This window comes from Metabacillus crassostreae (assembly GCF_016908395.1).
Classification (GTDB): domain Bacteria; phylum Bacillota; class Bacilli; order Bacillales; family Bacillaceae; genus Metabacillus; species Metabacillus crassostreae.
In genome coordinates this window covers 95,266-117,173 of record NZ_JAFBDU010000004.1, presented here as the reverse complement: position 1 = coordinate 117,173, position 21,908 = coordinate 95,266, and the positions used below count along the sequence as shown (strand labels likewise).

At 35.9% G+C, this 21,908-nt stretch carries 17 protein-coding genes; 4 read left to right on the top strand and 13 right to left on the bottom strand.

What is annotated here, in order from left to right:
- Positions 1 to 63: 63 nt before the first annotated feature.
- Positions 64 to 942 carry a radical SAM/SPASM domain-containing protein gene (locus JOC75_RS14050; RefSeq protein WP_204954674.1) on the bottom strand — a complete coding sequence of 293 codons (879 nt, stop codon included), beginning with the start codon at positions 940 to 942 and terminating at the stop codon, positions 64 to 66.
- A 243-nt stretch (positions 943 to 1,185) separates the two neighbouring features.
- Between JOC75_RS14050 and JOC75_RS14045 the strand changes: the two genes are divergently transcribed.
- Positions 1,186 to 2,067 carry a helix-turn-helix domain-containing protein gene (locus JOC75_RS14045; protein ID WP_204954673.1) on the top strand — a complete coding sequence of 294 codons (882 nt, stop codon included), beginning with the start codon at positions 1,186 to 1,188 and terminating at the stop codon, positions 2,065 to 2,067.
- 112 nt (positions 2,068 to 2,179) lie between these two features.
- Here JOC75_RS14045 and JOC75_RS14040 read toward each other — a convergent pair whose 3' ends face one another.
- Complete coding sequence (locus tag JOC75_RS14040; protein WP_204954672.1) at positions 2,180 to 3,343, bottom strand: iron-containing alcohol dehydrogenase; 1,164 nt, start codon at positions 3,341 to 3,343, stop codon at positions 2,180 to 2,182.
- 144 nt (positions 3,344 to 3,487) lie between these two features.
- Positions 3,488 to 4,675 carry a methionine gamma-lyase gene (gene megL, locus JOC75_RS14035; protein ID WP_204954671.1) on the bottom strand — a complete coding sequence of 396 codons (1,188 nt, stop codon included), beginning with the start codon at positions 4,673 to 4,675 and terminating at the stop codon, positions 3,488 to 3,490.
- A gap of 203 nt (positions 4,676 to 4,878) precedes the next feature.
- Here megL and JOC75_RS14030 point away from each other — a divergent pair, with 203 nt between their 5' ends.
- Positions 4,879 to 5,343, top strand: coding sequence for a DinB family protein (locus JOC75_RS14030; RefSeq protein ID WP_204954670.1), 465 nt, complete (start codon positions 4,879 to 4,881; stop codon positions 5,341 to 5,343).
- A gap of 151 nt (positions 5,344 to 5,494) precedes the next feature.
- On the opposite strand, the gene JOC75_RS14025 is transcribed toward JOC75_RS14030, so the two are convergent.
- A complete protein-coding gene (locus JOC75_RS14025; protein WP_204954669.1) occupies positions 5,495 to 7,564 on the bottom strand; it encodes a glycosyl hydrolase 115 family protein in 2,070 nt (689 codons plus the stop codon).
- Between the two features lie 213 nt (positions 7,565 to 7,777).
- Positions 7,778 to 8,644: an SDR family oxidoreductase gene (locus tag JOC75_RS14020; protein ID WP_204954668.1), complete on the bottom strand. Its 867-nt coding sequence runs from the start codon at positions 8,642 to 8,644 to the stop codon at positions 7,778 to 7,780.
- 338 nt (positions 8,645 to 8,982) lie between these two features.
- On the opposite strand from JOC75_RS14020, the gene JOC75_RS14015 reads away from it, so the two are divergent.
- Positions 8,983 to 9,882 carry a 3-hydroxyacyl-CoA dehydrogenase gene (locus JOC75_RS14015; RefSeq protein ID WP_204954667.1) on the top strand — a complete coding sequence of 300 codons (900 nt, stop codon included), beginning with the start codon at positions 8,983 to 8,985 and terminating at the stop codon, positions 9,880 to 9,882.
- A 166-nt stretch (positions 9,883 to 10,048) separates the two neighbouring features.
- Here the strand turns inward: JOC75_RS14015 and JOC75_RS14010 are convergent, their stop codons facing one another.
- From JOC75_RS14010 to JOC75_RS13975, 8 genes are all read right to left on the bottom strand, one after another.
- Entirely contained in the window at positions 10,049 to 11,077 is a 1,029-nt protein-coding gene (locus tag JOC75_RS14010; RefSeq protein ID WP_204954666.1) for a threonine aldolase family protein, read from the bottom strand.
- Between the two features lie 254 nt (positions 11,078 to 11,331).
- Positions 11,332 to 12,387 carry a sugar ABC transporter substrate-binding protein gene (locus JOC75_RS14005; protein ID WP_204954665.1) on the bottom strand — a complete coding sequence of 352 codons (1,056 nt, stop codon included), beginning with the start codon at positions 12,385 to 12,387 and terminating at the stop codon, positions 11,332 to 11,334.
- 15 nt (positions 12,388 to 12,402) lie between these two features.
- A complete protein-coding gene (locus tag JOC75_RS14000) occupies positions 12,403 to 14,109 on the bottom strand; it encodes a methyl-accepting chemotaxis protein (protein WP_204954664.1) in 1,707 nt (568 codons plus the stop codon).
- Between the two features lie 438 nt (positions 14,110 to 14,547).
- A complete protein-coding gene (locus tag JOC75_RS13995) occupies positions 14,548 to 15,372 on the bottom strand; it encodes a methyl-accepting chemotaxis protein (protein WP_204954663.1) in 825 nt (274 codons plus the stop codon).
- A 106-nt stretch (positions 15,373 to 15,478) separates the two neighbouring features.
- Positions 15,479 to 16,183 (bottom strand): M48 family metallopeptidase, encoded by a 705-nt coding sequence (locus JOC75_RS13990; protein WP_204954662.1) that lies wholly within the window; start codon positions 16,181 to 16,183, stop codon positions 15,479 to 15,481.
- Between the two features lie 69 nt (positions 16,184 to 16,252).
- A complete protein-coding gene (locus JOC75_RS13985) occupies positions 16,253 to 17,344 on the bottom strand; it encodes an ABC transporter permease (RefSeq protein ID WP_204954661.1) in 1,092 nt (363 codons plus the stop codon).
- Positions 17,341 to 18,267: an ABC transporter ATP-binding protein gene (locus tag JOC75_RS13980; RefSeq protein ID WP_204954660.1), complete on the bottom strand. Its 927-nt coding sequence runs from the start codon at positions 18,265 to 18,267 to the stop codon at positions 17,341 to 17,343. Before JOC75_RS13980 ends, JOC75_RS13985 begins: the two co-directional genes overlap by 4 nt.
- 102 nt (positions 18,268 to 18,369) lie before the next feature.
- Complete coding sequence (locus JOC75_RS13975; protein WP_338036592.1) at positions 18,370 to 18,798, bottom strand: DUF6526 family protein; 429 nt, start codon at positions 18,796 to 18,798, stop codon at positions 18,370 to 18,372.
- An 810-nt stretch (positions 18,799 to 19,608) separates the two neighbouring features.
- On the opposite strand from JOC75_RS13975, the gene katG reads away from it, so the two are divergent.
- Entirely contained in the window at positions 19,609 to 21,795 is a 2,187-nt protein-coding gene (gene katG, locus JOC75_RS13970) for a catalase/peroxidase HPI (RefSeq protein WP_204954659.1), read from the top strand.
- Positions 21,796 to 21,908: the final 113 nt, after the last annotated feature.

The following is a 21,908-nucleotide window of genomic DNA, read 5'->3' as shown; positions in this document are numbered from 1 at the left end:
AGAACCTGAGCAAGTAGAAGGCATTGATCTTCTAACTTTGTGCAGGTTCTCTTTTTTGCTGATTTATTTCCCAAATCTTTTTCGATATCCACATTTACGACAAAGCTCTTCTACTGCAACTCTTTGTGAAAATCCTTCTACAAGCTTGTTCGCGCGTTCTCCCTCAATAATATCTGAAAAATTGGCATCATTAATATTTCCAAGATTAATGACTCCTTCTCCATCTAAGCAACAAGGAATAACTGTTCCATTTGCCAGAATACCAGCTTGATTTCGAAGACCATAACAAAATCCTTTTCCATCATCTTCTTCTTCATGTAATGCAGGCCATTGAAACTCGATATCCTGGTTAATAAAAATTCGTTCTGCAACCTTCACTCCACTACCAGGAACAACTTTTTCTTCAATTTTATAATCTAAATCAAATTCTTTCTCAATAATCTCAAGAACCTCACGATTTTGCTCTTTGACAACATTCTCACTATTATCTTCAGTAAGGTTCCATAATCTTAGCGATACAATTAAATTTGATTGACTTGTTGCTTCTTTAATAAACGAAAGCACACTTGTCACATACCCTAGCTTATCCTTTGAACCTGCATGTCCATCAAAGCTATGCAGTGAAAAATTCATTTGTCTAAGTGCGGGCTTATTTAATAACTTATGCTTATTTTTATTTATTAGCGTTCCATTTGTCGTAATGTTAACTTTAAAACCTTTTTCATGTGCTATATCTAATAACTTGTCTATTTTAGGATGAAGCAAAGGCTCACCTTTTACATGCAAATAAATAAAATCTGTATGAGGTTTAATTTGATCTAACCTTTTAGTAAAATCCTCAATCGAAATAAATTGTTTCACTCGCTCTGTCGGTGGACAGAAGCTACACGCAAGATTACAAATACTCGTAATCTCCACATAAAATTTCTTAAACTTTTTCAACTGCTTTATCCTCACTTCTCTCACAACTTAGAACAGAATCTAAATGCTCCCTCTCTATTGAAGCATAATTTCCCCAGAATGCAAACATCCTTATTTTAGTATGCCGCTTTAAAGAACTGGGGGACAGTCCCCAATTTTTAATTTTTTTAAATAACACGCTACTCTTACTCCCCATTTCCCTATATAAGAATTGAGGGTAATCCAATCCAGTCATTCACTTATCTATTAATTGGGGGAGTTAACGTGGAAAAGTTTGATTATGAAAGTATTCGAAGCTATCAATCTTTCTGTACAATTGAGGAAATGGACCAAGCTGTTCGTGGATTTTTATATAAAAACAAAGCAGCACTTTCTGAAGGAACATTTAATGTTCTAAAATTTATTTGGAAACATTCTGTGAAAGTAGTCGGTGTTTCATTTGCAAAGCACGACACCATTGCAGAGGCAGTACAGCTTAGTAGAAGAACCGTTATTCGTGCGGTTAGAAAACTAGAGGACCTTGGAATACTAAAGAAAATTCCTACTGCAAGAATGAATGGTAAACAAGGTGTGAATATCCTATTTCTTCAACCATTTGAAGAACTTGATCATCAATTAAATAAAATGTCACCCCAGGATGTCACTGTACCTGTCACACCTATTAAAGCAAGAAATAAACAAAGCTCACTCTGTGAGAAAAATAATAATAAACCTAATAACGTAATAAACTCGGAAAATAGTGATTCCACAACAGGAGAAGCTGCTTCAACCCAACCACAGCAACTTGATATCAGTATCGAAGCTAATACCGCTTGGAAAATGGATACAAGCTTTATCCCTGCTTCTGTGAATAAAGAATTCGTCCAAGCAACACAGCCTTTCTTAAATCCAATCGAAATCTATAAGCTATGGAATCGTGTTTTAATTGCCTATAACAAAGTGAACCTAAAATGCGAGCTACATGAGGTGATAGACCTTGTTATTAACGCCTTTAAACAAACGATCTTCCGGAAAAAAATGAATTCGATTACTTCAACATTTGAAGGCTACTTTTATAGTGTGATTAATAAGATGCTATCTGAAGAAAAGCAAAAAGAACTAACAATGCCTAGTTGGCTATATGACTTTATTGGGGATGGCGATTGATGGTTTGTGTGCGTGGAACATCTTTGTGAAACAAGAAAAACCGGGTGGTGACAGGCACCCCAAAAAAGAAGACCTATCACTAAGATAAGTCTCCTGCATACAAAATCCCATATTACCTTGCTAACTGATAAATCTTCTCTACATCATCAGCATGTAGCTTCACAAAGTTACCTAGTGGCCATCTTTCTGTTGCTTTTTTCGCCATTTCTGCAAAGTGCTCATCATTGATGTCTACTTCTTTTAATGATACTGGCATACCAATGGAGCTGAAAAATCGTTCTAGCTTCTTAATTCCAGCTAGAGCTGTTTTTTCAGGGTTGTTTAAATCAATTTCTACATCCCAAACACGGTTTGCAAATTGAACAAAACGGTTAACATCATGCTTGTACACATATTTCATCCAAGCTGGGAAGATAATGGCTAACCCTGCTCCATGGGCAATATCATATATTCCACTTATTTCATGCTCAATATCATGACTTGCCCAATCACCAATTCGACCAGTGTCTAATAAATCATTATGTGCTAGCGTTCCTGCCCACATAATCTCTGCTCTTGCATCATAATTCGTTGGCTCTTCAATAACTGTGTGAGCATTATTGATAATTGTCTTTAACGTTGCTTCACATAAACGATCTGTTAGCTCAACATTTTTTTCATTTGTGAAATATCTCTCTAAAATATGTGCCATCATATCTGTTACACCACAAGCAGTTTGATAAGACGGTAAAGTATATGTAAGCACAGGATTTAGGATCGCAAACTGTGGTCTCATTAAAATATGACCTGTTGCTCTCTTATACCAACCATCTTCATTCGTGATAACTGTTCCAGCACTTGATTCACTACCAGCAGCAGGAATTGTTAACACAACACCGATTGGTAAGCACTCTGTTACCGCACCTTTACCTGTAAAGAAGTCCCATACATCACCATCATACTTTGCTCCAGCTGCAATAGCTTTCGCTGAATCGATCACACTACCTCCACCTACAGCTAAAATGAAGTCGATGTTATTTTCCTTACAAAGAGTAACACCTTCACGAACCAAACTAACTCTAGGGTTTGGCTTTACTCCACCTAGCTCATATACCTCAACATTTTGCTTCTTTAGTGAATTCAAAACTGTATCATATAATCCGCTTTCCTTTATACTTCCCCCACCATAATGTAAAAGAAGCTTTTTCCCATAAACAACAGATTCTTCACCAACAACTTGCTCTTTATCCTTACCAAAAATAATTTTTGTTTTATTATCAAATGTGAAATTTTGCATCAATTCTCCTCCTATCTAAACTCTATATTAATATTTATTAGTGAATGAAAGCAATTACATTGCATTAGCACTTTGTATTTGTGCTGTGAAACATTCGTGAAACAAGAAAAATCGGGCGGTGCCTGTCACCGCCCGATTTTTCTTTCACAATTGATCCAATGCCTGCTCCAGGTCTTTCCAAATATCCTCCCATGCTTCAAGACCAACAGATAGTCGAAGTAATTCATTTGTTATTCCCATTTCTTTACGTGTATCTTCAGGAACAACAGCATGTGTCATTGACGCAGGATGCTGGATAAGAGTTTCAGCATCACCGAGACTCACGGCGATCTTAATTAACTTTAGGTGATCAGCAAATTTGACGGAATCTTCAAATGAGCCAATAACTTCAAATGAAATAAGGCCACCACCTTCTTTCATTTGCTTTTTCACTATCTGATAATCCGGATGTGCTTTATCCCCAGGATAGTACACTGTTTTAACCTTTGAATGATTTCGCAGCTTTTCAACGATCTTTTCTGCATTTTTGCAATGGCGATCCATCCTAACACCTAAGGTTTTCAGTCCTCTAAGTAATAACCATGCATCAAATGGAGAAATCACTCCTCCGATATCTTTTTGCGTAGTTTTCTTTAAATAACTGATCGTATCTGTATCACCAACAACAATTCCTGCGATCACATCTCCATGGCCTCCGATGTATTTTGTTGCACTATGGATCACAAGATCACAGCCTATTTCTAAAGGTTTTTGTAAATAAGGTGTTAAAAAAGTATTATCAACAACAACTTTGATACCCTTTTCTTTCGCTATTTTTGTAACTAGTTCTAGATCGATTATTTTCATTGTAGGATTAATTGGAGTTTCGATATAAATACATGTTGTATTTTCACGAATACCCGCTAGAATTTCATCTGCTGTTGATAAATCGGATAAGGAATGCAGGATCGAATATTTTTCTTGAAGCATTTGTAGCAAGCCGAAGGTACAGCCGTAAAGACCTTTTGAGCATAAAACATGATCATTAGCTTTTGTTAATCCAATTAACACAGCTGATACAGCAGCCATACCAGATCCAAATGCGAGTGCTGCTTCCCCTTCCTCTAGCTGTGCCATCCGTTCTTCAAGTACTGTTACAGTTGGATTTGAAAGCCTGGAATAAATATAGCCATCTTCTACACCCGCAAATCGATTAGCACCTTGTTGAATAGAGGAAAAAGTAAATGTGGAGGTTTGATAAATAGGTGGAGTTAAGCTATCACTATGATTTTTTGCTTCATAGCCAGCATGTATTGACTTTGTTTCAAAGCGATAATTACTTTCCTTTTTCATAAAAATCCCCCTTTTATACAAGCTCGAATAATACTTGTAGTATAATATGATATTTTCTCTATAACTTATTCGTCACATGGGTACATGATATTTTTCTAAGTAACTCATAAACTGGTATTCTTACTTTCTATAATATTACAATTCCTATATAATGGTAATTGATATTCTGAAATTCAGCTTTTCTATTCGAAGGGAGCCCGAACATGAGCCAGGCACTTTTTTCTGAATTAACATTTATTCGTAATGTTACGATTCGAATTGCTAACGAGTTAACACAGAAGCAAATGGAAAAGACACCTGAAGGATTCCCACATAATATCCATTGGAATCTAGGACATATTTATGTAATCAGTGAAAGGTTTTACTCAAGAATAACGAATACTTCTCCACATTTCCCTGATAATATCGATACCTATTTCAATCCTGGGACTGCTCCAACAAAATGGGATTCTGCTGTCCCTAGTGTAGAAACAATTGTTCAATTATTAGAAAATCAGTTAAAACGTTATATAGAGATTGACTCAAGTAATCTAGATGAAAAGGTGCAAGAGCCATATACAACTTCCACTGGTTTCACTTTAAGTACTCCACATGAGTTTATTAGATTTGGTTTCTATCATGAAGGAATGCATATCGGGATGATGAAATCTATATTGAAGTTGGTTTAGAGAATTAAAGTAATGTTAGTTTTATATTAAAGAAGCCTGTTCCATCTCATGAATTGTCAGTTTGACATCAGCATGAGATGAAACAGGCTTTTTATATTAGTTGCTGTGGAACAATCTGTGAAACAAGAAAAACCGGGCGGTGACAGGCACCTTAAAATATCTCCGCTAACAACCTAGCAAGCTCATCATCAGATAAGGGGTTACGATGGGTGTTTTCTAAGTAAATATGTTTTTCTGTTTCGGGCATTAGGTATTCTTTGTACCATAGGAAGAAGTGAGGGCTGTCTCCTTGTAGTCTTAGGAATTTTCTTAGTGCTTCTAGTGAGTAGATGGTGCTTTCGATGTTTGTTAACCAATCTGCTCGGTAGAAGTTATCCCATTTTCCATGTTCAGCTTTCTTTAATGCACCTTGGCCTACCTTATAAGACCATATGGATTGTGAAGCCTGAACAAATGCGCGGGGGTGATCATGGTTAATGAAAGTTAAATAAGATTCACATAATGAAATAAATCCTTTACATCCTGAAACATGGATTTCCACTTGTTGAATAAATTGATCAAAAAATCTTTGTTGATCTTCTTTTGATAGACTAGCAGAAAGCTGCTGGCATTCTCTCAATAATTCCTCCCAGCCTGGTAGACTCTTTTCACAGCTATCCAAAAACCATTTCACTTGATCAATAAAAGGGATTTCACCTGTTGCCCAAAATAGCTTTTCATTTGGAACATTGCTTTTACCTTGAAGCCAGTGTCCAATAATTTTTCGGGCGTTATGATGATAAAATTCTTCGCCTGCTTTATCATCACTATTGGGTCCGTACTGAATCGATTTTTCAAAAAAGCCTTTGTATAGTTTCGTTATTTTATCATGATGTGTTTTGTAAAGACGACTGATAAATTTTTGTTGATGATCCTCAACATCTATACTTCCATTACGCCATAAGTGACTAATAATATCCAATGGATACAGATGTGGACGGATATTTCCACTGTTTAATAAAAGATATGATGCAGCGTTAGCGTGAAAAGCTTTTTCTACTTCTTCTTTAATTAGTTCAGGAGGAGAAGGAAACATCGTCAAATGATTTGATGCTTGAAGATCATGAAAAGTAATATGATAGTAAATCCCATTTTCGCCAGTATCACCCGCTTTAGGTAGTGAAGATATTCGATAGTTCTCATTTTCTTGTCTACGCGAAACCATTTTGCCATATCCATTATCCGCCCAAATTTTAATCACATCATCTGGTACGGTTATATATCCTTCTTCATATAACTCAGCTATCTCACCGTAAAGAGCCATGCAACAAACAGGTTGATCAACGAAACGACAAACCATTTCATATTGTCGTGCAACAACCTTTGAAATCATCGAACCTCTTTTTTCAGAAGTATCAAATTCTGGATCATACTGCCAAAATGGTGCATCTCCTTGCCCTCTAAATGAAAGCACCCAAACAATCTTTTCATTTTTTTGTTTCTGAATTGCTTCTTCCCAAAGAGCTTCAAATAACTCAGGATTTTCCTTGTAGCTTGGTTTTTTACCAGGATATGCACGTAAAAACATTTCCGCACCCAAAGGCTCAGCATGATGATGTGTGACCCATAATCCCATCTCTAAAGCTAAATCGGCATGAACTCCGTGCTTTGGAAGATCTGTACCGGGAATAACCATATTCCCACCACATCTTAATAAAGCTTCAAATACTGGATACCATATTTCTCTTGATGGAGGATATTCCTCTTTCCATCCAATTAAGCACACCTCATCATTTACAAACCACCCTCGATATTTCACTTTTTGCTCCACAGAATCAATTTTTTCTGTAGGAATCACTATTTCCGTCTCTTTTTTAACAGGTAAATCAGCCCAATACCAGAATGGGTCTATCCCTAAGAACTGTCGACTATATTCCAGCAAGCCATAAACGATTCCCAAATCATCATATCCAATTATATGCAGTGACCATTCTGAGTTAGTTTTTACAAAACGAAAACCATATGCTTCAGGTCTACTTGGGCATTCATCACTATTGACTGCATTCCTTACTACAACTGTTGCATTGTCCTCAGAATCTACTAAGACCACTGGCTGCTTTCCTAATACTTTATTATGATCTCTAACAATCATATCTACTGCATGCTGCACAGGCTTTGAGATGTTCTTAGGAACAGAAATTATACAATTAGGATCAATAATTACTTGTGAAATCTCACTCATCTTTCCCCTCCTTAATTGTTTCTTACTGCGTTTTTGATAACGCTATCATTTTCTAACAAAAAATTATGTACTTCTTTCCATTTTATTGAACTTTCACACAATAATTAATGTGAAAATCAGATATTTATCATTAAAAAACAGGTTGATTTCTTAAACATTCGCTATACTAAAATAAAAGACGCAACCTTATAAAAGATTGCGCCTGTACTATTTTTATGATGAGATCCCTTTTACAATTTGTGCTATACCCTCACTAATTGGTGTGGCAGGACGTCCCAGCAACTTCCCAAAGTCATTACTTTCTACCTCAAGTGTACCTTCTCGAATGTCTTCTTGAATGTTGACAAGAAAAGGAATAAGAAACTCTGGTACACCCGCTTCCTTCATAATGGTTGCATACGTGGTATCATCAACTTGCTGCAATGCTACTTCCTTTCCTACTACATTACCAAGAATTGAAACAAGCTCCTCTTGAGTAAGATTCTTTCCTGATAGCTCGTAAATTGTATTTTCATGACCTTTACCAGAAAGCACTGCTGCTGCAGCTTCTGCGTAATCCTGTTGTAAAGCCCAGCCTACTTTTCCATTGCCAGCAGCTGTTACCCAAGGAGCACCTGCTAGCACACCTTGAATGCTTGAGCTTTCATTTTCCAAGTACCAATTGTTTCGTAAAAAAGAATACGCAATTCCTGTTTTTAAAATTGCTTCTTCTGTTGCTTTATGTGTTGGTGCTAGAACATTTTTGCTTTCCATTGCATTTGCAATACTAGTATATGCAATAAATTTAACTCCAGCACGCTCTGCAGCTGCTACTGCATTGCCATGCTGCTTAATTCTCGTTTCATTATCACCATCAGCTGAAATGATTAACAGTCGGTCAATATCTTTAAAAGCAGCATCTAATGTTTCTGGAGAATCAAAATCTCCATGGCGAACTTCTACTCCGCGTTCATGTAGTGCCTCTGCTTTCTTCGGATCACGAACACTTACTGCAAGCTGACTTACTGGTACAGTTTTCAATAAAGCCTCCACGATTTTTGATCCTAACTTCCCTGTTGCTCCTGTTACTAACATTTTCATTGTTATACCTCCACTACTATCATGGTGTAACAGACACCTGATAGGTTATTGATAATTCACTCTGTTAGATCAAATGATTATGTATTTTGTGCTACTTTGTCTTAACAGCTAAGCTATAACTTCTTAGCAAAATCTGAAAATTCTTTAATTTATCATACTCCCTTTGCAACATTCATTCAAACATTAGACTTGTGGTGCCTGTCACCACCCGGTTTTTCTTGTTTCATAATTGTTCCACGGTGGATGTAAGCACTTTCATTCATCTTTGTAAATAATTGGTTTATACTAGAGGATGTATATAGTAAATAGGTTTCTAGAATTTGAAAGGAGAATGTTCAATGAATTACAAGAATGTGACGGTTGCTGGTGGTGGAGTGTTAGGTAGTCAAATTGCCTTTCAATCAGCTTTTTTTGGATTTAACGTATCTCTTTATGACATTAATGATGAGGCAGTAGAACGTACGAAAGATAGAATTGCGAAGTTAAAGCCTCGGTATGAAGAAGATTTAGGTGCTACAAAAGAGCAACTAGATTCTGCTTATAACCGGATTTCCTACTTCTCTGATTTAGCAAAGGCTGTAGAAAATGCAGATCTTGTGATTGAGGCAGTTCCTGAGGTTGTGCAAATTAAGATAGATTTTTATAAGAAATTAGGAGAAGTTTCTCCTGATAAAACAATTTTCGCTACAAATTCTTCAACACTATTACCAAGTCAGTTTGCTGAGGCGACTGGTCGTCCAGAGAAGTTCTTGGCTCTTCACTTTGCTAATGAAATTTGGAGAAATAATACAGCAGAAATCATGAAGCATCCTAAAACAGATATGAAGGTTTTTGACGAGCTACTAGAATTTGCAAAAGCCATTGGTATGGTCGCATTACCACTACATAAAGAACAGCCAGGCTATATTTTAAATTCACTATTAGTTCCTTTATTAGAAGCTGCTCAAAAGCTATTAGTGAAAGAAGTTTCTGATCCAGAAACGATTGATAAAACATGGATGATTGCAACAGGCTCTCCTAAGGGTCCATTTGCTATCCTTGATATTGTTGGCATTACAACTGCTTATAACATCTCTAATGCAAGGGCTCAGGCAACAGGTAGTGAAGAATATGCGAAATTAGCTTCCTTACTGAAAACGGAATATATCGACAAAGGTAAACTTGGTCGTGAAACAGGAGAAGGCTTCTATACTTATCCTAACCCTAACTACGAAAAACCAGATTTCTTAAAAAGCTAAAACAAAAACTAGGAGGCAGCACCATAAATAACCATGGTGCTGCCTCCTCTATTTTATCTATTGGACAGGTCTTAATTTAATTATAGTAAGGTGAGTGTTTTACTATTATGAATTGAGTTAAACATAAACTTATTACCAGCTCAACAATATAATTTACTCTTCTCAGTTATAAAGCTCTGTTCTTTATCTCCTCAATGAACGCTCTTACCTCAGATTCCTTTGTTGCCCATGAAGTGACAAGGCGAATTGCTGAATGCTCCTTGTCGACTTTTTCCCAAACATGAAACGCAAATTTCGTTTGTAGCGATTCAATTAATGAATTTGATAGAATTGGGAAAATTTGATTAGATGGTGAATTCGTTAAAAACGAAAAACCTTCTTTTTTCAATTCATTACTTAGCACTTCAGCCATTTCATTTGCATGAGATGCTAATTCAAAGTAAAGATTATCTTTAAAAAGCTCCTGAAACTGAATGCCTAGAAGTCTACCTTTCGCAAGTAGAGCTCCCTTTTGCTTCATATGATAACGGAAATCTTCTTTTAATGCTTCCCGACACAAAATTAATGCTTCACCAAGAAGTGCTCCGTTTTTTGTTCCTCCTATGTAAAAAGCATCAACCAATGAAGGAATTTCACTAAGCTCTAAGTCATTTTCCTTTGAACATAAAGCAGACCCCAGTCTTGCTCCGTCCATAAATAATAGAAGATTGTTCTTCTTACAAGTTTCACTTAATTGTATCAATTCTTCTTTTTGATAAATTGTTCCGATTTCGGTTGAATCTGATATGTAAACGAGCTTTGGCTTTACCATATGTTCATCAGGATGTTCATTAAGCACCTGTTCTACAAGAGCAGGAGTTAACTTCCCATCTTTTGTATCTACCGCAATGATTTTATGTCCTGTTGCTTCAATTGCACCTGTTTCATGTGTAAATATATGTCCAGTACTTGCTGCAATTGCCGCTTCATGTGGCTTCAAAAACGCAGAAATTGCGATCAAATTTGTTTGGGTACCACCTGATAATAAATGAACATCCACATCATCGTTTCCAATATGCTGTTTTATTAACTTTACAGCACTTTGTGTAAACTGATCTCCGCCATACCCATCCTCTTGAATAAGGTTTGTTTCCATAAGCGCTTGCAGAATTCTTGGATGTGCGCCTTCACTATAATCGTTTTTAAAGCTGTACATAATTGGGAGTCTCCTTTTTGGTGCCTGTCACCACCCGGTTTTTCTTGTTTCATAAATTGTTCCACACGGCACTTTTTATCACTTATTATAACATCAAATAAATAAGCATGAGTAATGATCGCGAGGGTGAAAGTCTGAAATTACACAAAGAGAAGGTGAGCCCCAATTATCAGGACACACCTTCTGCTATTATTATAGTTTTTACGAATCCGAGGAAGTGAAAACTAAATAGAAATCTAGTTTTAGCTGCCAAACTACTCGGTATAAATTTCCTCTTTCGTTAAATACCCATCTTTAATAATTGTATCTTCAATATTTTCTTTAGTTACAGGAATCGGTTCTAACAAAATAGATGGTACGCTGATTTGATTGTTATCCACCGTTGTTGATGTTTCGATTTCTTCACCTTTTGCAACTTTAACGGCCATTTCTGCTGCTTGTTGTGCAATAAGATTAATCGATTTGTAAACAGTCATTGTTTGTGTTCCTGCAACTATTCTTTTTACTCCGTTTAGTTCTGCATCTTGTCCTGATACAGGTACTTTGCCAGCTAAACCAGCAGAAGATAGTGCAGATATAACACCACCAGCAGTTCCATCATTTGCTGCAACAACAGCATTTATTCTGTTACTAGAACTTTTCAGTGCATCCTGCATATTACTTTGTGCAATATCTGGATTCCAATCGTCAGTGTATTTATCATAAACCAATTTAATGTCACCTTTATCGATTAAAGGCTGTAGCACAGACATAGCTCCTTTTCGAAATAGGATTGCATTATTGTCTGTTTCAGCACCACCAATATAAGCAAAATTCCCTTTAGAAACGGTTTTCACAATTTCCTGTGCTTGTAGCGCACCGACTTTTTCATTGTCAAAAGAAATATAGTAATCTACATCTGCTTTTGTGATAAGGCGATCATAAGATATAACTTTTACATTGTGCTCGTGAGCTAGTTCTACTATTTTACTAGCTTCTTCTGCGTTTTGAGGCACAACTACTAGTACATCGACTCCTTCATCAATTAAAAGCTGGGCTTGCTTATACTGCACATCATTTAATCCATTTGCTGCAAGTGTCTTTACTTTGCCACCTAATGATTTTACTTGTTCTTCAAATAAAGCTTTATCTTTATACCAACGTTCGTCAGATAAAGTATCTAAAACAAACCCGATATACGGTATTTTTTCATCTTCTGTTAATTTGACTTTATCTTGTTTTGCAACTATTTCTGTAGATGTGTTGCTGCATGCTGATGCAAATACTGTAACGACCAATACAAGTAAAGCAAAAATTATTTTCCTAGCCATATCATTCACTCTCCTTTATACCTTAAATCTGCTAATCAATTGATTCATACGCTCAACCATTTCTGACAAGGTATTTGCGCTAGTGTTGATATTTTCAATCGACTGGCTTTGCTCATGCACTGCAGCAGATATTTCCTGTGATCCAGCAGCAGATTGCTCTGAAATAGATGCGATATTTTCTACAGAATTATTAATATCCTGACTTGATTTTTCAAATTGCGTAAATATAGTAGAAATATTTTTCACTCTGTGTGTCATGTCTGTTACTTTCTCTTTAATTTCTGAAAAATATTGACCGGTTAATTGAATTTGTTCTGTACCTTCATTTACCTGTTTAAAGCCTGTATCTAATTCTTGCGAAATAATGGCAGTTTCTTGTTTGATGCTTGTTACAATAGTTGATATATTTTCTACAGAATGTGAAACTTCATTAGCTAACTTTTTAACCTCAGAAGCGACTACTGCAAAGCCTTTACCACTCTCTCCTGCTCTTGCAGCTTCAATTGAGGCATTTAAAGCAAGTAAATTAGTTTGTTCTGCAATTGATTTAATCACAGTAACAACTTCTGTAATCGACTGTGACTTTAATTCTAGATTCTTAATTTTTTCAACAGAATTTTCAACAACAGATTGAATTACATTCATTTGCTGAAGAGATTGCTTCATTTGTGCATCACCATTTACCGAAACCTGTAACACATCTTCTGAAAATGTAACAAGTGTTTGTCCATCCTGATTTACCTCTACTAAACGCTCACTAAACTCTCTCATATTCTCTGAAATATCCGAAATATCATTTGCTTGAGATCCGACTCCTGTTGCTAGCTCTTCTATTGTGGTAGCAACTTGAGAGCTTCCTTGCTGCAGCTCCATCGAGGTTTGAGCAAAGGTTGTACTTTGATGATCAACATCAGAAGCTATATGAGACACTTCCAAAATCATTTCACGTAGACGATTCCCCATGTTATTTATTGATTGTGAAAGCTGTCCAATTTCATCTTCACCAGAGATTTCGAGTGGTGTGAAATCCAAATGTCCTTTTGCTATTTCTTCACTTGTATCCACGACCTTTTTAAGGCCCGCTTCTATTTTTTTAGTTATGAAAATGAACAGCGCAAATGAGATAAGTAAAGAGATAATCCCAGAGCTAACCAATAGGATAATCGTTCTCTCAATGTTATTCTGCGCATCAGTTAATGACTCTCTATTCGATTCTGTTGCAAGATTTTTCAATTTATTTCCTAATTCATTTGTGTTCATTTTTAATGCATACGCTTCTTTTTGAAGCTGATCAAACTCATTTGTATTAATTTGTTTTACATTAGGTACTATTGTGCTGAAAAAGTATTCATCAAGCTTATTATTATTTTCAATGATTTGATTAAAAATTTCTAATTGTTCTTTAGATAGCTGTGGTTTTAATTCCTTTGCAATAGCTACAAACTTCAAGCTACCTTCTAAATACTTATTAAGGTGTTCATCATCAGAAAGTAAAATATACTCTGGTATTTGATTGTATTTTTCATAATAAAGTGAGACCAATTCAGAGCTTTGTAATGCAATTTCACTTTTTACTAGTGTATTTTTCATCGTATTGCTTGTTTGATTCAATAACCAATACGTTATGGCAATTGATAATAGAAACGTAACTGCCACAACTAAAAATACATAAAAATACTTCCCGCCTATTTTTGTGTTTTGCCATCTAAGCTGTTTAAACATAAAATCCTCCCAATAAATGAACTCGAAACTTCAATGCTTCTACTCAACAAAGCAACATGAAAATCTCTTGTTTATATCGGAGTAATCAGAGGTTTGTTTAGTGCCTGTCACCACCCGGTTTTTCTTGTTTCACAAATTGTTCCACGTACATCAATAAACATAACAAAAACAGGAAGGTCGCCATTTGAGTTGATAGCAAACTTCCTGTTTTTATGAGATTTCCCTCATCCAGTTAACAATCTATCCTTTGGTATTTGTCAGGATTTATTATCTATATTTTTACTTCATTCATAGTTTAAAAGGATCTCTATTTAAATCTACCCTGAGCATCTTTAACAACCTTCACTTGATAAGCTCCAAATACAATGACTTGCAGAAAATGCGCAAGAATTTCGATCTTACTTATAAATCTCTTAACTTATATCACAAATGTTTTCTTCACTTAGTATGATTTTCAAATTCCTCAATCGTTCTTTTAAATTCAGTTTGTGTCTCTGCTACTACCTTTTGTAAGTCATTTGTTATGTTATTAACTTTTTCAACTTCTTTCGTAATATTATCAACATTTGTATTAACATTTTCTATAGCATCATTTACATTGCCGGCCAATCTTCGTACTTCATCTGCAACAACCTTGAATCCTCGTCCTTGTTCCCCAACACGCGCTGCTTCGATTGCTGCGTTTAATGCTAGCATATTTGTTTGCGATGAAATATTGCGAATGATTTTAGATACTTCTTCTATTAATTTAGTTTGGTTTTTCAGCGATTCTATTGCTTGAATTTTTTCATTAGAATTTTCTACAACGATCTTTACTAGCTCAGCAGGCATTTCCTTTAATTGAGAAATAATTTTGATTGTGTTGTTTTCACGTTCTGTTATATCTGTAGCAATTTTCAGGACTGCCTCTACCTTACCTTCAGCATCCAGTACAGGTATATATGTAGCTTCAAGCCACAGTAAATTACCTGCTTTTCCCACTCTTTGAATCTTTTCTTGAAATTTATTTCCTTTTTCAAGGTTTGCCCATAACTCTTCGTACTCTTTACTGTTGCTTAATTCTGTTGTACAAAATTCTCGATGATGGATATTGATCATTTCATTCGCATTATATCCCATAGTTTTTGCAAAATGATCATTCACCCATATTACTTTTCTATCAATATTAAATTCGATCATGGCTAGATTTGTTTCTAATGCAGATAGTACAGCTGTTTCATCTAAAACCTGAGTGCTTACATTACTTCTTGTAGTGGTGATCATAAAAAACTCCTATATTAAGATATTTTGATTTCAAGATATATTATAATAGGAATTTTATCCTATTGTATAGTTTAGATGTTCTACGAAAAGATATTGACACAAAACACTAGATCGTCATCTTCCAATTCGAATAAGCTAGCCAGTTTTCTTGGTCTTCATAATCAGGCATTATTTTTCCAACAAGTCGCCAAAAAGAGCGATCATGATTGAGGTGAACCATGTGACACATTTCATGAACAACCACATAATCAATGACCTTCATAGGTGCCATTGCTAATCTCCAATTGAACGTTAACTGCTGATTTGAATCACATGTTCCCCATGTTGTTTTGCTATCAGTAATTCGGACCGATCGTGGCTTTTGCTTGAAATAGCTTTGATTAGAAATAATTCTTTTCTCAACTAAAGCTTTACATTGTTTATAATAAAATCGTTTTAGCGCTTGTCTTATTTTTTCATCTTCAAGTTGCTTCACAAAAATATGTAAAACTTCACCATCAAACACAACATTGTCTTGATTCATTATTGAATTCTGGGAAACTATAATAGGATATTCTTTACCTAAATAAAGGAAATTTTCACCATGGTCATAGACCTTATCCTTTGGTCCTTGCACTTGCTCATTTAGCTCACCAAGCTTTTGTTGGATAACATCCCACTTCTCTTCTAAAACCTGAATAACTTTTTCATCTGGTGTATGTCTAGGAGCCTGAACTTCAATCATGCCGTTTTTTAGATAAATGCCAATGGATGTCCGATTTTTATACTTTATTTCAAAATATAATGTATTTCCTAAATAATGATGTCTCATGTTATCACCTGCTGTTTTTTATTACTATTAGGCTTTACTTTTAGAAAGCAAAGCCCTTCTTTAAATTAACTATTCCCACTTAAACACATAGCTAGCCAATGCAAAGCCTCCGACTAACCAGGCACCTAGAATGAGAGTTTCTGTACCCAGCTCTAGAAAAGGTGTGCCAATATTCATCGTCTCTCTTAGTGCTGAGCTTAAATGCGCAATCGGTAAGACCTTCACAATAGGCTGTATAAAATCTGGCATGTTGCTTATCGGGAAAAAGACTCCTCCGAGAAATAGCATTGGAAACGTAACAAAGCCAGCGATCGGTCCCGCACTTTCGGGATTTTTGGCTATTCCAGCTATAATAAAGCCTAGTGACATAAACGCAAGAGTGCCAAGCACAATAAAAAAGATTAACGCAAGCCATGAGCCTACAACATCGATTTTAAAAATAAGGTTCGCAATTAATACAACTAACAATGCTTGTGTGCCATTAAGAAATAACCTAGCCGTTATTTGAGCAGCTATGAAGGTTGATGCTTTTAATCGTGTTCCCTGCATTCTTCGCAAAATTCCTCGTTCACGCCATGCAGAAATTTGTCCTGCAACTCCGTTCATATTGTTACTCATAATCATCATTGCCACAATACCAGGTACAAGAAAATCAACATATCGTATGTTTAATGCTTCAATTCCAATCTTTTCAACTGCCACTAAAGGCTGATAATCAACAAGATCTTTACTATATTGATCTATAATTCCATTTACAACGGTTAAACCAAGCTCTGAGGTTGTTAGGTTTTTTTCATTATAATAAACAGGAAGTGAAAATGGTTGATCGGCTTTCTGAAGGTTTTCTTCATAACCTTTAGGAATTTCAATCAGAAGCTGGATTTCGCCATTTTCAATCGCTTCTTTACCGATACCTTGTTTTTCATAATCAATGATTTCAATTCCTTCGTTTTCATAAAATAACTTCTCTAACTTCTTAGATGCATCGGTTTCGTCATCATTAACTAATCCTATTGTTAAATCTATGGAATTTCCCCCACCAATAAATGAACCAAGTGCAAGCATTAAAATAATCGGGAAAAGTAATGTGAAAAATAAAACTTGTTTATTACGAGCGAAAATCCGTAATTGCGCTAAAGTTAACTGCCAATATGCTCTCATGATTCTCTTATACTCCTTCCTGTCATCGTGATAAACACATCCTCAAGTGTTGCTAAACGAGTTTGGAGGTCTTCTATTTTCAAATTATGTTCTGTAGATAATTGTATAAGTGATGTTAAAGCTTCTTGAAGATTATCTGTGTAAAGCTGTACAAAGGTATCTTTTATGGATACTTTTTCTACAGCCTCCATCTTCATAAACCACTCTTGTTCAGGAGGATTATTCAAATGAAATTCGATTGTACTAGTAGAATGTAGTTTTTTCACTAAATTCGTTGGAGTATCAAGAGCAATGAGCTCACCTTGGTCCATAATACCGATACGATCACATAAAACATGTGCTTCATCCATGTAATGTGTGGAAAGTAGAATGGTTTTGCCTTGTTCCTTTAACCGAAGCACAATATCCCACAACGTTCTTCTAGCTTGTGGATCAAGTCCTGTTGTTGGTTCATCCAGAAAAACAATCTCAGGATCATGGATAAGTGCTAAAGCAATTGCCAATCGTTGCTTTTGCCCACCTGAAAGCCCCTTGATTCTATCTTTGCGCTTTTCAGTTAAAAGCATATCTTCTATTAAAGTGTCTATGTTAATATTTCTTGGATAAAAGCTTGCATATAAATGCAAAATTTCTTCTACCTTTAATAATTCAAACAATGAAGTCGACTGAAGCTGAACACCTATAACTTCCTTCACTTTATTTACCTCTTTTTTAACATCAAAGCCTGCAAGTGTTGCTGTTCCTTCATCTGGTTTCCGAAGACCAACAAGCATTTCGATTGTGGTCGTTTTCCCTGCACCATTTGGTCCAAGTAAGCCAAATATTTCTCCCTTTTTCACTTGAAATTGAACACCCTTGACTGCAGTATGGGAGCCATAGCTTTTCACAAGCCCTTGTACATCAACCATTGTTTCATTTTGCATAAACAAACCTCCCCCTAAATGGTAGCGAACTCACTATCAAAATATAGAAAAATGCTCAAAAAAGAAACAGCCCTGATAAAGAGCTGTTAGGTTTCAACTTTATTATACGCGATGGTGATCTGCTCGCCAATTTTGAACGGCTTTTTTAATTTCATCTGGAGCGAGATTCTCAGATATTGTCTTTTCAACTAAACTCGGATACTCATTATCGTCTGCAAATCGAAGAGCAATTAACTGCTTTAAAGAAAGCTGAGTATCTAAAAACTGCCCTGTTAAACGATAATACCTAAAGTTCTCTTCATTTCGAATCACTCGATCTTGTAACAAAAGAGCATATCCTCTAAGTTTTACAGCCATCAAAACGATAATAATAGCCATTAGTAAAACGATTGTACTTAAAAACCCTTGGCTAGATACATGTTGAAAAAAATATGTAATCGCTAAAATAAAGATAACAAGTGAAAAAAGTGCAATACCTACGTGAAAAACCGGATCTATCTTTCTATGATTTTGATAATTCTGCTGTTTGATAATGTAGCCTCCTACTATTTAATATGTACACAAATGTACTTTATTCTTAAGTTTACATGATTATGAGTGATTATGTATCATATGGAATTATTAAATGTTTGTTAAGGTGTAACATCTTGGTAGTGAATACCTTTAATAGCTGCAACTCCTCCTCTTTTGGTCTTCATTGGGCTTACATCCTACCGATGAACAAAGGGAAGAATCAGCCTATAATTTAAGAAAATAGCAAAAAAAATTTTAATGAATGAGAAAATTTAAAAGAAAATTATTAATTTTAATAACGCTATTTATAATAAGTAAATAACCTTAATTTTAAGTAAAAAAAATTTGATATAACTTTTCTCTCATCATCAAGCTTCTAAATGATAAACAAGAGTTTGACTTCCTCTTACCTTTTACAAAAAAACACACTACAAAATTGTTTTTTTACGATAAACCCCTTCCTCAATTTAAATTCTCTTCTTATAATCCCCATTCTCAATTACTATGCTTACTATTCATTAAATAGTTAAAGATAAAACTTCTATTATGATAAGTATTGCATATATATAATTAGTCCATTCCTGTTAAATTCATTGAGTTTCTTTGAATCTCTCACATCTAGTAAAATCTGATTTTATCAATAAATACTAGAGGTCTATTTTGATAGTTTTAAAACAAAATGATCATTTATCTAAAAAAATATTACCAAATGAATATTAAAGCTTTCATTTTCTCCAATAGTTTAATATAATAACTACATAATAATAATTATTGTTTTATAGACGTAATTATTTAATACTTAATTTACTAAAAGGGGAGTTAATAAATATGGAATCGTATAACACTTCGAATTCAGGCGGCACTTGCCCATTTAATCATGGCAGCACGACTAGCCCAAAAGTTAGTGGTACAACGAATAAAGATTGGTGGCCAAACCAATTGAACTTAAATATTCTTCATCAGCATGACAAAAAATCTAATCCTATGGGAGAAGAATTTAATTATGCAGAAGAATTTAAAAAGCTAGATTATGATGCACTTAAGAAAGATCTTCATGCTTTAATGACAGATAGCCAAGAATGGTGGCCTGCTGATTATGGTCATTATGGCGGTTTCTTTATCCGTATGGCATGGCACTCTGCAGGAACATATCGTACAGGTGACGGACGTGGAGGCGGTGGTACTGGAAGTCAGCGTTTTGCTCCATTAAACAGCTGGGCTGATAATGCGAACATCGATAAAGCACGTCGTTTACTATGGCCGATCAAACAGAAATATGGTAACAAAATTTCTTGGGCAGATTTAATTCTTTTAACAGGAAATGTTGCAATTGAATCAATGGGTGGAAAAACATTTGGTTTTGGTGGAGGACGCGCTGACATTTGGCATCCAGAGGAAGATATCTACTGGGGTTCTGAAACTGAAATGTTAGGTGATAACCGTTACACAGGCGATCGTGAGCTTGAAAATCCGTTAGCTGCTGTTCAAATGGGTCTTATCTACGTTAACCCAGAAGGACCAAACGGCAATCCAGATCCAATTGCAAGTGGACGTGATATTCGCGATACATTCGGAAGAATGGGAATGAATGATGAAGAAACAGTTGCATTAATCGCAGGTGGTCATACTTTCGGTAAAGCACACGGTGCTGGTGACGCTGCTCTTGTTGGAAGAGAGCCAGAAGCTGCCCCTATTGAAGCACAAGGCTTAGGCTGGATAAGCGAACATGGAAGTGGTAAAGGCCGCGACACAATTACTAGTGGTGTTGAAGGTGCTTGGACTGCTAACCCAACTCAGTGGGATAATGGATTCTTTGATTTACTATTTGGATATGAGTGGGAACTTACAAAAAGTCCTGCAGGCGCACACCAATGGGCAGCAATAAATCCTGACGAAAAACATCTTGCTCCAGATGCAGAAGATTCATCAGTTCGTGTTCCAACAATGATGACTACTGCAGATATGGCTCTACGTATGGATCCAGCATATGAAAAGATTTCTCGTCGTTTCCATGAAAATCCAGAAGAATTTGCAGATGCATTTGCACGTGCATGGTTCAAACTTCTTCACCGTGACATGGGACCTGTTTCAAGATATTTAGGACCAGAAGTTCCAACTGAAGAACTAATTTGGCAAGATCCTGTTCCAACTGTTGATTATGAATTAACAGAAGAAGAAGTAGCTAAAATTAAAGTATTAATTTTAGACTCAGGTCTTACAATTAGTGAGCTAGTAACAACTGCTTGGGCTTCAGCAAGTACTTTCCGTGGATCAGATAATCGCGGAGGAGCAAATGGTGCTCGTATTCGTCTTGCTCCACAAAAAGATTGGGAAGCGAACCAGCCTGAACAGCTTGCAAAAGTACTTTCTGCACTAGAAGAAATCCAAAGTCACCTTGAGAAGAAAGTAAGCTTGGCTGACTTAATTGTACTTGGTGGTACTGCTGCAGTAGAAAAAGCTGCAAAAGATGCTGGCTTTGATGTTTCAGTTCCTTTCGCTCCAGGTCGTGGAGATGCAACACAAGAACAAACAGATGTAGAAAACTTTGAATTCTTAGAGCCTATCGCTGACGGTTTCCGTAACTACCAAAAGAAACAATACAGTGTTAGTCCAGAGGAGCTTCTTGTAGATAAAGCTCAACTTCTAAACCTTACTGCACCAGAAATGACTGCACTTATTGGTGGTATGCGTGTACTAGGTACAAACCATAACGGTACTGACCACGGAGTATTCACTGATCGTGTAGGTACACTTACTAATGACTTCTTTGTTAACTTACTTGATATCGGAGTAGAATGGAAGCCAGTAGACGGAGTTGTATACGAAGGACGTGACCGCAAAACAGGTGAAGTAGTTCGTACAGCAACTAGAGTTGACCTAGTATTCGGTTCAAACTCAGTACTACGCGCGGTTTCAGAAGTTTACGCACAAGACGATAACAAAGGAAAATTTGTTCGTGACTTCATTAATGCATGGGTTAAAGTAATGAACGCTGATCGTTTTGATCTGAAATAAAAGATTTTCTCATATAGATATAGAATAAAATAAGCACGCAATCTCTTGATATATATCGGGAGTTGCGTGCTTTTTTAGTGCCTGTCACCGCCCGATATTTGTCGAAAACATTC